The sequence below is a fragment of the Leptospira sp. GIMC2001 genome, from assembly GCF_028462125.1.
Classification (GTDB): domain Bacteria; phylum Spirochaetota; class Leptospiria; order Leptospirales; family Leptospiraceae.
This window is the reverse complement of the sequence record NZ_CP115468.1, coordinates 2,361,226-2,377,104: the sequence shown is the minus strand read 5'-3', so window position 1 is coordinate 2,377,104 and position 15,879 is coordinate 2,361,226. Positions and strand designations below refer to the sequence as shown.

The following is a 15,879-nucleotide window of genomic DNA, read 5'->3' as shown; positions in this document are numbered from 1 at the left end:
AAAATTAAAAAACAGAGACTGTATCATCGAGAAGAATATAGTAATCTTTTTCTTCTACTTCGTCATATAACCATCGCCAGACGCGAACAGAAGGAACGTCTTCTTCTTCACCCCAATATTCTATATAGATCTCATTGATATCGTCGTAGTCACCACTCGTGTTATCGTCGAAATAGTAGCCGTATCCCCATATAAATTCTTCGTCTTCATTGGGATCTTCACCATCAAATGCTAAAACAAAGTAATCTTCTGCAGAATAGTCCTCTGGTGCACTCTCTGCAATACAACTGCCAACACATCCGAAATCTACTATGAGTTCTACAAATTCCTCGAACAAATTGTCCTTATCGAAAGAGTATTCAACTCCATCTAAAGTTCCAAAGCCATTGACTAATTCTAGACCGCTACCATCATCTTCGTAGTATTCAATCCAATCGACTACTCCATCAGCGTTGAAATATTCATCGATCTCAATTTTTGGTCCAGCAGCAGTCAATCCTGGTGATATTTTGGTATTCACCAATCCACCATTGTTTCCTGTTTTGCCAATAACATCAGTTTGTATAGTAAGAGATGCAGATCTGCGATCACGAGCCTTGTAACTTAAAGATATACAGTTGTCAGAATTTTCTTCTGTATCGGCCAAGCATTCTTCTACAGTGAGACGTTTCGATACTTCATTGGAACTTGTAGGACTAAATTTTGTCGTTTGTTTGGTTACTAAGATTGTTCGGTCTTTTTTGCCTGCTTCGGTAAAATAAGTTATGGACGCATCGATATTTACAGTTACTGTCAAGAATCGAAGAGTTTTCTGAACAGAACTAAATACTTGAGACTTATCATTCTTCCATTTTAAATTTTTCTCAAATGCATTTTTTTCATTTATATTCGTTGGACAAGTTTTAGGTGCAGAAATTGTGTCACTAAAGCTAAAGTATACTTCATGATCGTAGGCTTTATCTGATGAAGGTTTGTAAACAATTGCGGGTGAGGGGACAGACTGTCCAACCCTAGGTGCGACACCCAAGTTTTGCAATCGAACAAGGTCAGCACTTGCTTCTGTATCGGAAAGTCCAATTCTCTTAAGGCCTTCGATAATTTCTGCAATGACTTCATCAGATATTGTAATATTTGTTGCACCACCAGGAATACAAGATCCAGGAGCAGCTTTTGCTCGACCATAGACGGAAGAAATAAGAATTAGATCTCTCTTAGAATCTTGCAAGATCGCCGATATTACGGTCGTTGCATCCTGTAATATTCCAACTCCAGTTCCTCCCTCTGATCTCAATGAGTTAAAGTCTTTTGGCGCCAAATTATTTCGTACAGCAAAGCCTGATCCATCAGATGTTTTACGAATCGATCTTGGGACAGCGACCGAAACATTGCTTGGTAACTCAGGATCTATAACTGATTTTGTTACATTCCGAACTAGAAATCTCAATAAAAGCTGAGCTGGATCATTGCTAGAATCCTTTTCTGCCTTGCACGCAAAGGACAATAAAATTAGGCAAAAAATTATTAAGAATCGGGACAACATATTCCACAAAAAATTACTAAGCGAAGTTTCTTGTCAAGATGAATGGTTAAAGTGCAAAAATAAATTGACGGAATGATAAAAATAAACATGTGAATTATTTGAAACAAATTAGAAATAAATTGTATTCTTTTTTGGGTATGTAATTCCTTGCAGAACGGATATGATTAGCTTTTTTCGTAAAATAAATTATTTATCATTCTGGTCTTTTTTGATTGGATATATAATATGTACTTCGATTGGCAATTTTATCTATGCCGATACGGTTTACTATGTACAGAGTCCTAAGGCAAAGCTACTGGCTAATCCTAAAATGGATGCTGCTAGTTCACCGATTGAAATGGGAGCAAGTGTTCGTTCTCTTGGTGAATCAGGATTATTTGTTCAAGTTCGACATTCTGATAAAACAGGATGGATTTCTAAATTATTTTTATCCACATTTCCACCGGGAAAGCAGATGAAATTGGGTGCAAGCAATGCACCGAGTGAGAGCTTGCAAGCAAGACAGAGAGCATCTGATTTTACCAAAACAGCTGCTGCTCGTGGGCTTTCTGAAACCGAAAAATTAAGAATTCGCGGAGCATCTAACGATTATGATTTTGATAGTCTGCGTTGGTTAGAAAAAATAGGAAGATTGGATTCACCTACAGATAAAAACTCTGATATAGAAGTGAATTCTGATTCTGAAAATAGTAACAAATTTCTTAGCTTTTTCCAAGACGAAATTCCTGCGACAACGAAGTTGGAAGTCAAGATGGGAAGAAGCCTTGCCGCAAAATTGATTAGTAAATACGGTCTAGTGCGAAGTGAAGAGAATACAAAATATATAAATGAAATCGGACATGAGTTGTCTAGTGTATCGTCACGAACTGATCTAAGCTTTCGTTTTGGAATTTTGGATACAGATGAGATTAACGCTTTTGCATGCCCTGGAGGTTTTGTATTTCTTACCAAGGGATCGATACGGGTCATGGAGTCTGAATCAGAACTTGCGAATGTGCTAGCTCATGAAATATCACATATCGTCTTGAATCATCATGGCAAATTTCAAGATAATAATTTATTTCTTGAAGTGCTGTCTTCATTACTTGCCTCCTCGGGAGGCGAAGTTGTTACCAATGCTACATCTGAGGCACTATCCGAATTGGAAAATGAATTCTTTGAAAGAGGTAGGGATGAGCGAACTGAATGGGACGCAGACGAGTCTGCAATTTATCTAGCATCTCAATTGGGTTATCAGACTAGAAGTTTTCCTGATTATTTGAAAAGGATAGCTGAACAGAATCAATCTGCAATTTTATCGAAAACCCATCCGAGTGCCTTTCAGAGAACGAAGAAGTTAGAGAAGGCATTCATTAGTTTATTAGGATATGACGTGTCAAGACTTGATAACACAAATTTCAATAAATTGAAAAATAATCTATGAGACTTCCAGCAAAGTCTATTTCTTATTCGTTAAGTCTATTTATCCCAAGTATCATTCTATGGATATTTTATAATTTTGGAATATTGGAAATCTGGAATAGAAAAATATCAGATTTCTTAATGACTGCATATCCGAATCATCACGAATTTTCGAAAGATGTTGTAATATTGGATATCGATGAACACAGTTTATCGTATTATGCCGACCATCCAGATATTGGTCGTTGGCCTTGGAAACGATCGATTTATCCGGCAATGTACAGCTATTTGAATATGGCTGGGGCAAAATTTATTATCGTAGATATACTTTTTACTGAAAGATCACAAGAAGATGAATCTTTGGTCATTGCCAATGAAAGTTTTCCAAATATTTCGAATGCAGTGTCGCTACGAGATGAAGTATTCGAAAATAAAGTATCGGGTAACCAAAGTAAGTGGGAAAATTATAAAATAAATTTAGAGTTCAATCATAAATTCCCTCAATTTGGTCGTGCCTCTTTTCCAAACGGCGAAATTGGTTCAACTTCTAAACATCTTCATGTGGTCAACGTGATACCGGATACAGATGGCGTTCTTAGAAGGTTTGCGCCTTTTCTTGGTTGGGGTGATTTTTATTTTCCATCTCTAGCTGTTGTTGGATATTATGCAAATCAGCCTATCGATTTTTCGATCGATGAGAATCAGATCATATTGAAAAATCAAGAAATTGAATCCGAGCCGATAAAGATTAACAAAAATGGATTTATTCGATCTTATTTCTATTCTTCAGATGTATTAAAGAATATTCCTAGATATTCAGCAAGCCAAGTACTGGAATCCTTTTCACGGATTCAAGATGGGCTGTTGGAAGATGAAAGTCAATTGCTTGTTCCACTATCTGCATTTGAAAATAAAATAGTATTATTAGGAACAACAGCTCCAGCAACCCATGATGATGTTGTTACTCCATTTGGCTTATATCCAGGCGTTGTCGTTCAAGCTGCTTTCGTTTCCAATTTAATAGAAAACCATGTCTTCAAGGAAACTTCTCTAGAATGGGGAATTTTCTTTTGTTTACTTTTCATGGTAATTATTACGTATTTTTTATTTCATACTGACAATCATTGGTTAAGGATACTTATTCCAATCGGACTTATGGTCTTGATTGGAAGTTCATCCTACGTCGCTTATATAAATGATTATCTGTTGCCTTTGTCTCCCTTTGCTGTCAGTCTTCCGATTTCTTTTATATTAGGATATTCTTATGTGACTTTCAAGGAAGGACGCGAGAGACGCAAATTCAATTCGGTTCTCAGAAATCTTGTTGATCCATCCGTTGTATCTCTTGCGTTGCTTGATATAGATGCTTTAAAGAAAGGGGGAGAGTGGGAGATTACGGCTTTTTTCTCGGACGTAGCAAGTTTCTCGCAGATCAGTGAAGAATTAACTGCAACTGAGCTTGCAAGTCTACTGAATGAATATCTATCAGCGATGACAGAGGAATTGAAAAATCATTCGGGCACTCTAGATAAATATATCGGAGATGCTATCGTTGGAATCTTTGGTGCACCTATTCGTATAGATAGCCATTCGAAAGATGCTTGTTTAACAGCACTTGCTATGCTCGTTAAATTAGAAAAATTGCGGGAAAAATGGGTGGCTAACAATAGTTACAGTAAGAACGCTCAGAATATGAAATTTCGAATTGGACTCAATACTGGTCATGCAAAAGTAGGATTCATGGGTACTGAGAGTCTAGCTTCCTATACGATGATGGGAGATATGGTGAACTTGGCGGCAAGGCTTGAAGCAGCAGCCAAAGATTACGGAGTTCCAATTCTTGTATCTGAATATGTCTATGAAAAGACTTCGGAAGATTTCCATTTTCTTCAATTGGACAGAATTCGAGTCAAGGGCAAAGAAAAACCTGTATCCATTTATAGTTTGATCGCCAAAAAAGGGGATCTATCCAATGAAGAATTGAAATGGATTGATTCTTACGGGAAAGGATTCGAAGAATACAGTAGTCGCAACTGGCAGAAAGCTATTAGCTACTTTGAGCAATGCATTCATGAAAAAGGCAAAAAGGATATTGCCGCAGAATTATTGATTGAGCGTTGCAAGCTCTATAATGAATCTCCACCACCAATGAAATGGGATGGAGTGTTTACTCGGGATTTTAAATAAAATTAAAATAAATCTCTGATAGATTCTGCTAATATATTTTTATTTAATATTCGAATATTCTTATCACTAGTTGATTGCAGCGTAAATAAATTAGCAATGGGGTTTTGCATACCTTTAGTAAGTTTATGAATCATTTGAACAAATGGAATCGATTCTCTAATAGCCGATTTTAAATTGTATTTCGGAGCCATATATTCAATTTGGATTGTCTTTTTGTTTAGATCTGCTTTTACAATGTCTAGTGTTTCTTGTATGGATTGAATTCCATCAATCATTTGATTTTGTAGAAAAACACTAGGAGCAAAAATTCGTCCACCACTCATCTGCTTTAGAACTGTATCTGAAACCTTGCGCGCATCATTTACTCTTTTTAGAAATAGGTTTTCAACTCTGGCTATTTCTTTTTTTAGAAACAACTCTGATGTCTTTGATAGTTTACCTGTATCGGAGAAAATTTCTCGGTTGGGATAGAAACCAATTCGATCTTTAGAGATTCCAATCTTTTTATAGAATCCTTCTAAATCAAATCTCATCATGATTGTTCCTATGCTTCCTAGAATTGCAATAGATGGAGAGTAGATTTTTTTTGCAGCACAGGCAAGATAGTATCCTCCCGATGCGCAAGTATTTCCGAGGTGAGCATACACGGGTTTCGTCTTCCCAAGATCGACTAATGCTTTGTAAATTTTTTCTGAATCAAATGCGGAACCTCCGGGAGAATCAATCTCCAGTAGAACTGCAGATATCTGAGGATTATCTTTGAGACTTTCTATTGCATGAAGAATCGGATAGGCTTCAATGGTTCCAGATTTGGATTCCAATTCCTCTTGCTTTCCACTTGAGATCTCACCTTTGAGAGGAAGAATCGCAACTGTAGTCAATCTGTTCCCAAATATTTTAAAATTTTTGATTCTATTTTTATTTTCTATATTCGATAGAGTTAAAGGTTTCGATATTTTAGAAATTTGTTTATTTTTGGATTTGATTTTCTTTTTGGAAATATTTTCTTGATTGTTCTCAATTGAATCCAATTCATTCGAATTCATAAGTTTTGCATCAATTCTAGTAAAAAATTTCTTAAAATCAACTAACTCAACAAAATCGGAAAAGAAATTTATTTCTCGCAAAAAAGATCCAGTAAGAATCGGCATCTGAAGAATCTTTTCATCAACATTGGTCTCTGATTTGAATCCGCCCAAAATAGCTTTTTTTAAATCTGTTAGTACTGCTTCAAGGTTGCCCCTTGCTTCCTTGGAGAAATTTTTGCGTGTAAACATCTCTCCAAAAGATTTATAAGGACCCGATTGAAAAACATCCACTCGTAATTTGAGCTTCTGGATTAGTTCGCCAAAAAACATTGCATCTGCTGATGGGAGTTGGGAATGAAATTCAGCGGTATCAGATGTGTACCGTTTGTTGCATATCGCGAGTAAATATAAAGATTTTAAATCTCCTTCTTGCCCATAACCAATCACTTCGATACCTTTTTCTTGCATCTTTTCAATTTCATATTTTATAGAATGAATTTCTGCGAATCCGAATTGAATATTTGGTACTATGATGGAGAGATACTTGACTCTGGAATCTTGGGTAATTGCTTGTAAGTTTGCAATAAATTCAATAAAAAATGGATTCTCATCTTCTGGTTGTAGTCTTCTTAGTAAAAAACTCTTTTCCGAGTCATTGAATCTGGAAGGAATTTCGATGATGACATGATTGCCTTTTGCCAAACTAAGAAAGGCGACTCGAATTATAAAAATTAAGATTCGAATAGGAAGAAATAAAATTGCAAAAAAAATTCTCAAGATAACTTACCTCTATTGTAAGGGTATGAAAATGGTTTCCATAAAGCCAGTGGAAAATCACTCTGACTCTTAGGGGCAAATCATTGATTGGTAAATTAAAAATCCGTGGTGCTCGCGAGCACAACCTCAAGAACATCGATGTTGATATTCCTCGGGATCAACTTGTTGTTATCACTGGACTATCTGGATCAGGTAAATCTTCTCTTGCTTTTGATACAATTTATGCGGAAGGCCAGAGGCGATATGTCGAAAGTCTTTCTTCTTATGCGCGTCAGTTCTTGGGACAAATGGAAAAACCAGATGTCGATCTAATCGAAGGATTGAGTCCTGCAATTTCCATTGAACAGAAAACTACACATAGAAATCCTAGATCAACCGTTGGTACAGTAACAGAAATTTATGATTATCTAAGACTACTCTATGCTCGAGTTGGAGTGCCTCATTGTCCTAAATGTGGAACAGAAATTAGTACACTTTCTGTTGATCAAATCCTAGATAGAATTAAATTATTTCCAACCGGAACAAAGCTGCAAGTTATAGCGCCAATCATCAAACAAAAGAAAGGCGAGCACAAGGATATACTAGATCAAGCACGAAAGAACGGATTTCATCGAGTTCGAATCAATGGTGAGATAAAAAGTCTTGATGAAGAAATCATCTTAAAAAAAACTTTCAAGTCTGATATTGATATCGTTGTTGATCGAATTGTTGTCAAGGATGGATTGGAATCTAGGCTTTCTGATTCTGTCGAGACTGCCCTGAAGCAATCTGAAGGAGTTGTGATCATTCATGATGATAAAAAAGATCATGTCTATTCTCAGAAACTTTCTTGTCCCAATTGTCCCGATGTAACTCTTCCAGAACTTTCTCCAAGACTTTTCTCTTTCAATTCACCACATGGAGCCTGTAAGTCCTGTGATGGTTTGGGATCGCTTCTGGAATTTGATGAGAATCTTCTCGTGGTTGATGAGAAAATAAGCTTAGTCGAAGGCGCAATTGAAGCATGGGGTGGCGCTAAGTCCAATAGCTATTGGTTTATGGCAACAATTGAAGCTTTATCCAAAAAGTTAAAATTCAATCCGACTACACCGTGGAATAAATTATCAACCAAAGTAAAGGAAACTATTCTATACGGAGATCAATCAATTCAGATTGACTATGATTTTCGAAAAGAAAATTCCCATTTTGAATTTTCGCGAAATTATGAAGGTGTAATTCCCAATTTAACTAGACGCTATCGCGAAACGAAATCAGATTCTATGCGCCAATACTACGAGACTTATATGACCAATCATATCTGTCCGGACTGCAAAGGCAAAAGGTTGAGTCCAGGTGCATTGGCTGTTCGGATTGCAGGACTAGGCATAGACGGCTATACAAGTATGTCCGTTGAGAAATCATTAGACTTTTCGAATAATCTAAAATTCAAAGGTGCAAATATTGTTATATCGGAACCCATTCTAAAAGAAATTGTCCAGAGATTGACATTTCTTAAGGACGTGGGTGTAGGTTACCTCAATCTAGCACGAAGCGCGGGCACTCTTTCTGGAGGCGAGATGCAGAGGATTCGTCTCGCATCTCAGATTGGATCAAGACTTATGGGTGTTATGTATGTGTTAGACGAGCCATCCATAGGCTTACATCAAAGGGACAATACAAAACTCATCACAACCTTAAAGGATTTAAAAAACTTAGGCAATACTGTTTTAGTCGTCGAGCATGATAAAGAAACAATGGAGGAGGCTGACTATATTATCGACATGGGACCTGGAGCAGGCGTTCATGGCGGACAAATTGTTGCAAAAGGAACTCCTGAAGAAATTAAAAAGAATCCTAAATCTACTACGGGTAAATATCTTACCGGAGAGAAATTTATTTCGAGACCAGATAAGAGAAGGATTCCGGAAGGAAAGTCTCTAAAAGTAATTGGTGCAAGTCAGAATAATCTCAAGAATATTGACGTAGAATTTCCGTTAGGTGTGATGGTTGTGGTGACGGGTGTCTCTGGATCTGGCAAATCAACATTAGTCAATGAAATTCTATACAATAAACTTGCTCATGATATAACCAAATCTAGGACAATTGCTGGAGCTCATAAAAAGATTCTAGGAATTGAGAATTTAGATAAAGTGATCAATATCGATCAGTCTCCAATTGGTAGAACTCCAAGATCTAATCCAGCAACTTACACTGGGTTATTTACTCCGATTCGAGAAATGTTTGCAAATCTTGAAGATGCAAAGTTGCGAGGTTATGGACCGGGGCGGTTTAGCTTCAATGTCGCAGGTGGACGTTGTGAGAAATGCCAAGGAGATGGAATTTTAAAAATTGAAATGCATTTTCTTCCCGATGTTTTCGTCACTTGTGATGTATGCAAAGGAAAAAGATACAATCGAGAAACATTGGAAGTTCGATTCAAACACAAAAATATAAGCGACATTTTGGATATGACTGTTGAAGATGCGGTAATCTTTTTCGAGAACATTCCCCAAGCAAGACGCAAATTGGAAACTTTAATGGATGTTGGTTTGGGTTACATCAAACTCGGACAACCCGCAACAACATTTTCGGGCGGTGAAGCGCAACGTATTAAGTTATCCACAGAACTTTCCAAGCGCCCAACTGGCAAAACTCTCTATATTCTTGATGAACCAACTACAGGTCTTCATTTTGACGATATCCAAAAGTTAATGAATGTGCTCCAAGCATTGGTTGATAAAGGGAATTCAATGGTCATCATCGAACATAACTTAGATGTTATAAAATCTGCAGATTATATTATCGATATTGGACCTGAGGGTGGTGATGGCGGTGGTGAAGTTATTGCAACTGGAACACCTGAAGAAGTCGCCAAAGTGAAAAATTCATTTACCGGACAATATCTCAAACCGATTCTAGATTTTGAAAAGAAGTCCAGCAGTAAAAAGAGTGAATGAATGATCGCGACCAAATGGAAAGAAATAATTGATTCAGATCTCAAAAAATCAAAAGAGTATGATGTATGGGAGCGATTCAAAGTTTTTTTTCCAACTTTTAATAAGCTTGGATTTTTTGATCATTTGCTTGATTGGAATCAGGAAAATATCGAACAATTTCATCGAGTTTTAAGGTATATGGCATTGGATTCGGCTGGGCTCGGAATTGCAGTCTCTGCAATGGCTATGGCAAATCTATGCGGAAATATATTGAAATTTTCGAATAGAACGAATGAGTTGAATGACCTTGTATCTGGTAGAACGATTTATTCTTTCGCTGTATCAGAGAAGGGTTGGATGGGTAGATTAAAAAATATTCAATCTACTGTGAAAAGAAATGGAAACAAAGTTATTCTGTCAGGAAAGAAGGGCTATGCGACGACGGCAAGGTCGGCAGATAAATTTATTGTTGTTCTACGAGATGATGAGAATCGAAATTTTTGCGCATTTCTTTTGGATTTTGATATTGTAGGATTCAAAATTTTACCCTATGATATGAATTTTGCCAAGGAAGCAACCCATGCTGAATTAGAATTGAATAATATAGAAATAGATCCTAGTTGCGAATTGGATTTCAATTATAGGAATCATGCAAAAATTCTTAGAACACTAGAAATATTCTCATTGCATTCAATTTTATTAGGTTTTTGTGAGCGTATATTATCTGATCAAGATATTTTTGTATCAAGTAATGTAGTGTCAGAAAAGGAAAAATTGATTTCTTGTTTCAATGAATTGGATGAAGTTATGAGAACGAAGATAGCAGCAGTTGGAAATCTTGGAATGGAGACGCTAACTGTAAGTGATATGTCTATTGGTAAAGAACTTATCAACCAATTGATTGCAAGTCCGGTTATCATGGAAAAATTCCCAGATCTCAAGTTATTTCAAATGTTGTCCGGTTCTTAAGCTCAACTTCAAAGGCTAATGTGAATGTCCGTGGTGGTGACCATGTCCATCTTTTGAATGTCGATTGTCATGATTTACGACAATCGTATCTAAGACATCACTGGATTCTTTAGACGCAAGTTCTACATTCACATGAGTTATCCCATATTCTTCTTTTAGTAACTTATGCGTTTCTGTAGTAACGGACTCCCATAACTTCTTGTCTTTTATGAGCAATCTTAGATTTACACATTCTACACCAGAGGTTAGATTCCAATGGTGATAGGAAAGAATTTTCTGTACTTTGGGAATGGATTTGATATCTGAAAGTATATGAGTCAGTTTATGAGGATTAGGTGAAGCTTCCAATAGAGAATAAAGGGATTCTTTGAGAAGGCTATAGGTAGCTCTACCGATTATTAGAATAATCAGTAAGCTAAATACTGAATCAATCCAGGCAAGATTTGTAAACCGAATGATGATGGCTCCGATTACCACAGCAACCGTTCCGAGCAAATCACCAAGTACGTGGAAGTAGGCAGATTTTAGATTTATACTGGTTTTGGAAACAGTAAAAAGTATTAATGCGGATATTGAGTTCAAGAAGAGACCAATCAAGCTAAATGCTAACATCGAGTCTGCGTGAATTTCATGTGGATCGATAAATCTTTCTATACTTTCGTAGAGAAGGAATCCGCACAAAAGAATTAAGAGAATTGCATTCAAAAAGGCTGCAAGAATTTCAAATCGAAGAAATCCAAAACTAAATCGTATTGTTCTATTTCTAAGAGAAAAGCTAACTGCAATCAAACTGATTACGTGAGCAAGCATATCGGTTACGATATGGAATGCATCCGTTAGAAGAGCAATCGAGTTACTTTGATAGGCTCCATACAATTCTACAATGAATATGAAAAATGAGATACCGAGTGAGATAAGTAGTGATTTTTTAGATCGTTTAGCTTCCTTTTCAGTCAAAAAATGGTAATGATCTAAGTTTTCTTCAGGGAGCATGTGCTTATAGTCAAGAATTTTTGAAAAAGCCAGGTTCGCAAGGATAAAAATATTGGAATGCCCTTTAGAATCCGATCATAATAATAAATATACCCGAGGAAAAAATAATGGAACCGTCAATCAGCCCCGAACCAACCAATAAAATTCCTCCACTTGAGTCTGAAGCATTCGAAATCTGGTTAGATAGGCTTTCTGAGTTTATAAAGACGGGAAAAGACAATGAAATTCTGGATGCATTTGACAATGCTCACTATGCTGATATTGCAGAATGCATTCAAGAACTTGAAGATGAAGAAGCTTTTTATGTTTTTCGATTATTTGATCCGATCAAGCAGAGTGAGATTTTAGTTGAGTTAGATGAAGAATTTCAATCTAAGTTTTTAGAAAAACTACAACCGAAAGAAATCTCACCCATTTTTGAAAATTTAGAATCCGATGATATCACTTTTATCTTGGGGGATGTTCGACGAGAGAAAGTTGAAGAGGTTCTCAAGAATTTAGATAAGGAAGATTCCCACCAGATTCGTACTCAGTTAGAATTCAATGAGAACACTGCCGGTAGAATCATGAGTAGTGATTTTGCCTCAGTATCTATGAATGATACTGTTCAGAAAGCAATTGCCAAAGTACGTAAAGTAGCCAAAGAAGTTGATGATATATATTTAGTTTATGTTACAGAAAAGTCTGGAAAATTGGTTGGCTTTCTTCGACTGAAGGATCTATTGCTTTCCAGTCCCACTGATAAGATCCATAAAATTATGGATTCGACCGTATTTTCTGTACACTTCAATACAGATCAAGAAGATGTAGCTTTTACCTTTCGTAAATATGACTTAGTGTCAATTGCAGTCGTTGATGACGAAGAAAGAGTTATCGGTCGGATTACTGTAGATGACGTCTTAGACATCTTACAAGATGAAGCATCAGAAGATATCTATAGAATGGGTGGTCTATCTGAAGACGAGAAGCTCACCACTCCTGTATTAGAATCTTTGCGTAAGCGAATTGTATGGCTGATTGTGAACTTGGCAACGGCTACTCTTGCAGCATCAATCGTCTCAATATTTGAAGATACAATTCAACAAGTTGTTGTGTTGGCAACTCTTATGCCCATAGTTGCAGGAATGGGAGGCAATGCTGGAACACAGTCTATAACAGTTGTTGTGCGAAATCTTGCAACAGGTGAGTTGACAATTGGAACTTGGTGGGAAGCCGTACGAAAAGAAACTTCCATTGGAATTTTGAATGGAATCTTTTTGGGATGTCTTGCAGGCATTCTTGTTTTCTTCTTCAAGCAAAATCTTGCTCTATCTCTTGTGATTGCCTCTGCTATGATGGTGAACATGTCCCTTGCAGGCTTGGTTGGTTCCTCAATTCCTTTAATTTTGAAAATATTTCGCATTGATCCAGCGATTGCGTCCTCAATATTTGTGACAACTTTTACAGATGTATGTGGATTTTTCTTCTTTTTAGGGCTTGCGAACTATTTTATGAAATATTTATTGTAATATTGATTATGAATTTGAAAATATTGATCCTTGCTTTTATCCTAATTCAGTTTCATGCCAATTGTAAATCAGTAGATGAATCCAAAGATTCAGCAGAAATACAGGCAAGCATTCCCGAAACAGATATTCTACCTCCGCCAGTTTCTGGAGAAGAGATCATTGATGAACATGGAAATGTAGTAGTCAATCATAAGAAGGAGCATACATATTTTCAGAATCCTTCAACGGATTCCTTGGAATACTTCCGAGTCATTCTGACAAGCGATATGTATGAAGTTCGCCAGATCCGAGGATCAAAATTCATACGACGCAAACCTGACCTTGGTGGCGACAGCCTAGCAAAAGAAGAAGTCCACAATTTCAATACTGTGAATTTGACAGATGAAGGGATTCTACTTGTAACTTTGAATGGATTCACAGGTGGAATTGAAGTTATCAATTTCGATCGTCGAGTTCCCCGAATCAATGAGATTGCAAAACTTATTCAGAGTGATGTGACAAGATGGAATTTTCTTCATGAATACAAAGATGATAAGCCGCAGATCACTAGAATGAAAATTTTCTATATGATTCAACTTAAGAAAACTCTAACCAGAGAAGAAATTTTAGAAAGGTATTTAAAAAAGAAAAAGTAAAACTTATATCTTAGAATCATTGCTATATTGCAATTTTTGAATATTCTCTTAAATGACTTCGTATTTTTTCTTTTGCTTTGTGTCAGTTGGATCGATTACTTGCTTTTCGGGGTGAAAAACAATCTGCCAATAGCGGTTTGCGTATCCAATAACTCCAAAAATTAAAACAACAACCAAAATATAACCGGTCCATTGTGGTTGGGGGAAAAGAACGGGAAGATTTGGAAAAGTTTTGATTAAGGGAATCGACATGTACCATAGAACAGCAAAACCAACTATTCCCACTCCAATTTTACCCCACCAATTTGGCTTGCCTTGCAGTCCTCTTTTGAAATAGAGATAACCACCGAAGACAACTCCTAAGATTTCTCGTATAGCATACAGAACAAGTATCCAGATTGGGAAATCAAATAGTGTAACAACAACGCCCAAGCCACATAGAGTCGCAATCTTGTCGCAGACTGGATCTAAGTATCGACCTAAGATTGTTTCTTGTTTTAACAATCTTGCCATTTTACCATCGAGATAATCTGTGATTATTGTCAGGACACAGATCAAGGCTGGATAGAAAAAAGTTTCCAAGCTTGGCTTCTCTGCATATTCGAGAGAATAGATAATGAAGGGTGGAACAAATAGAACTCTACAAAAGGATAAAAAATTTGAAATGGTAAATATTTTTTCTTCTAGTAACTCTTTGGCGGTCTTTTCTTGTACAATCATACGAATTCAATTACAAGCTGAATAAATTGCTCGGTATTTGCAAGCATCTAGGTAAAAATTTCTAAATTTCTTTGACAAATGAAGGCTCCAAAATATCGTAGCAAATGAATTAGGAGTTGTAGCTCAGTTGGTTAGAGTATCTGCCTGTCACGCAGAATGTCGCGGGTTCGAGCCCCGTCAACTCCGAGATTCATTCCCCGCTCATACTGAAAGATCTTCTATTGCAATGAATCAAATAGTTCATCTTTCAATATGCTTTCCTTTCTGTTCATCCAGATAATATAAGCTATCAAACCAAACAGGCTAAGAACAAGAAACTGTAACATATGTACTGCGGTTGCATACAGAAATCCATCAGTACTACCAAGTCCAATTAGAACGAATCCAGAAACTATGGATGCATGAAATACTCCAAGTCCGGAAGGTGCAGAAGGGATAGCAACTCCCATAGCTCCGCAAAAAACCATAAACATACTCTGAGTAAAACTTAGAGGGATTCCAATTAGGTAAGATTGAATGCAATAGGTTACTGCATAAGCTAAAATCCAAGTTGGCACAGTTATGAGAAGTGGTATTGTTAACTTTTTCCAAGTTAAAAAATCTTTGAGTTCGGACAGATGGGGTTTGATTTTCTCATTAAACAATTCTGGTTTCTGAACTAAATTAAAAAAGAATAATCCAATTTTTGCAATGCGTTCATTGGCAAAACGAATCATAATCAAACCTAGTATCATTCCAAATACTGCAAGTGCCGATACCATCATTGCTTTTGGATTCGCATTTTCGTTACCCAAACCTAATAGCATAAAACTCAATGCACCTATAAACAAAACAATTGTTAGGTCTATGACTTTTTCTAGGAATAGTTGGGAGAGAATCGTAGGATACTTAATTTCGGATGCCTTTTTAGTATAGTAGATGCGAAGTATATCACCTCCACGAGCGGGCAAAATCATATTCCCACCCAAGCCAATGGTCGCTATAAGAGCACTGGAAAAAAAAGAAATCTTACGATCTAGCAGAAAATACCATCGCAAGGAAAATAAGATGATCCCAAACATATTGCTTGCAACCATTGGAATCAGAAAGTATGGATTCCATTTATCACGAAGCTTCGCAAATTCATTTATATCGAACTGATACAATAAAGCGCCGATCGCAATCGCTGAAATCAGTAGGCTGAGAAAAAACTTTTTATTCATAAAA

11 protein-coding genes and 1 tRNA gene are annotated in these 15,879 nt (G+C 36.6%); 7 read left to right on the top strand and 5 right to left on the bottom strand.

The genetic code is table 11. The features are described 5' to 3' along the window. Window positions 1-4: 4 nt before the first annotated feature. The gene (locus O4O04_RS12475; RefSeq protein WP_272532066.1) at window positions 5-1,540 is read right to left on the bottom strand and encodes a hypothetical protein; all 1,536 of its coding nucleotides are present in this window, start codon (window positions 1,538-1,540) and stop codon (window positions 5-7) included. Window positions 1,541-1,700: 160 nt separating this feature from the next. On the opposite strand from O4O04_RS12475, the gene O4O04_RS12470 reads away from it, so the two are divergent. Beyond that, entirely contained in the window at window positions 1,701-2,963 is a 1,263-nt protein-coding gene (locus O4O04_RS12470) for a M48 family metalloprotease (protein WP_272532064.1), read from the top strand. Continuing rightward, window positions 2,960-5,128: a CHASE2 domain-containing protein gene (locus tag O4O04_RS12465; RefSeq protein ID WP_272532063.1), complete on the top strand. Its 2,169-nt coding sequence runs from the start codon at window positions 2,960-2,962 to the stop codon at window positions 5,126-5,128. Before O4O04_RS12470 ends, O4O04_RS12465 begins: the two co-directional genes overlap by 4 nt. Before the next feature lie 2 nt (window positions 5,129-5,130). Here the strand turns inward: O4O04_RS12465 and O4O04_RS12460 are convergent, their stop codons facing one another. Further along, complete coding sequence (locus O4O04_RS12460; RefSeq protein ID WP_272532062.1) at window positions 5,131-6,933, bottom strand: S49 family peptidase; 1,803 nt, start codon at window positions 6,931-6,933, stop codon at window positions 5,131-5,133. 86 nt (window positions 6,934-7,019) lie between these two features. Between O4O04_RS12460 and uvrA the strand changes: the two genes are divergently transcribed. Together uvrA and O4O04_RS12450 are read left to right on the top strand one after the other, a co-directional pair. Continuing rightward, window positions 7,020-9,869: an excinuclease ABC subunit UvrA gene (gene uvrA, locus O4O04_RS12455; RefSeq protein WP_272536092.1), complete on the top strand. Its 2,850-nt coding sequence runs from the start codon at window positions 7,020-7,022 to the stop codon at window positions 9,867-9,869. Beyond that, window positions 9,870-10,817 (top strand): acyl-CoA dehydrogenase family protein, encoded by a 948-nt coding sequence (locus O4O04_RS12450; protein WP_272532060.1) that lies wholly within the window; start codon window positions 9,870-9,872, stop codon window positions 10,815-10,817. Window positions 10,818-10,832: 15 nt separating this feature from the next. Here the strand turns inward: O4O04_RS12450 and O4O04_RS12445 are convergent, their stop codons facing one another. Continuing rightward, the gene (locus tag O4O04_RS12445; RefSeq protein WP_272532058.1) at window positions 10,833-11,810 is read right to left on the bottom strand and encodes a cation diffusion facilitator family transporter; all 978 of its coding nucleotides are present in this window, start codon (window positions 11,808-11,810) and stop codon (window positions 10,833-10,835) included. A 107-nt stretch (window positions 11,811-11,917) separates the two neighbouring features. Between O4O04_RS12445 and mgtE the strand changes: the two genes are divergently transcribed. After that, window positions 11,918-13,318 carry a magnesium transporter gene (gene mgtE / locus O4O04_RS12440; RefSeq protein ID WP_272532057.1) on the top strand — a complete coding sequence of 467 codons (1,401 nt, stop codon included), beginning with the start codon at window positions 11,918-11,920 and terminating at the stop codon, window positions 13,316-13,318. An 8-nt stretch (window positions 13,319-13,326) separates the two neighbouring features. Further along, a complete protein-coding gene (locus tag O4O04_RS12435; RefSeq protein ID WP_272532055.1) occupies window positions 13,327-13,953 on the top strand; it encodes a hypothetical protein in 627 nt (208 codons plus the stop codon). A gap of 48 nt (window positions 13,954-14,001) precedes the next feature. On the opposite strand, the gene O4O04_RS12430 is transcribed toward O4O04_RS12435, so the two are convergent. Continuing rightward, window positions 14,002-14,673, bottom strand: coding sequence for a CDP-alcohol phosphatidyltransferase family protein (locus O4O04_RS12430; RefSeq protein WP_272532054.1), 672 nt, complete (start codon window positions 14,671-14,673; stop codon window positions 14,002-14,004). Window positions 14,674-14,785: 112 nt separating this feature from the next. Here O4O04_RS12430 and O4O04_RS12425 point away from each other — a divergent pair. Further along, window positions 14,786-14,859 (top strand) — tRNA-Asp (locus tag O4O04_RS12425). 32 nt (window positions 14,860-14,891) lie between these two features. On the opposite strand, the gene O4O04_RS12420 is transcribed toward O4O04_RS12425, so the two are convergent. Continuing rightward, window positions 14,892-15,875, bottom strand: a complete 984-nt coding sequence (locus O4O04_RS12420) for a lysylphosphatidylglycerol synthase transmembrane domain-containing protein (RefSeq protein ID WP_272532052.1) — start codon at window positions 15,873-15,875, stop codon at window positions 14,892-14,894. Window positions 15,876-15,879: the final 4 nt, after the last annotated feature.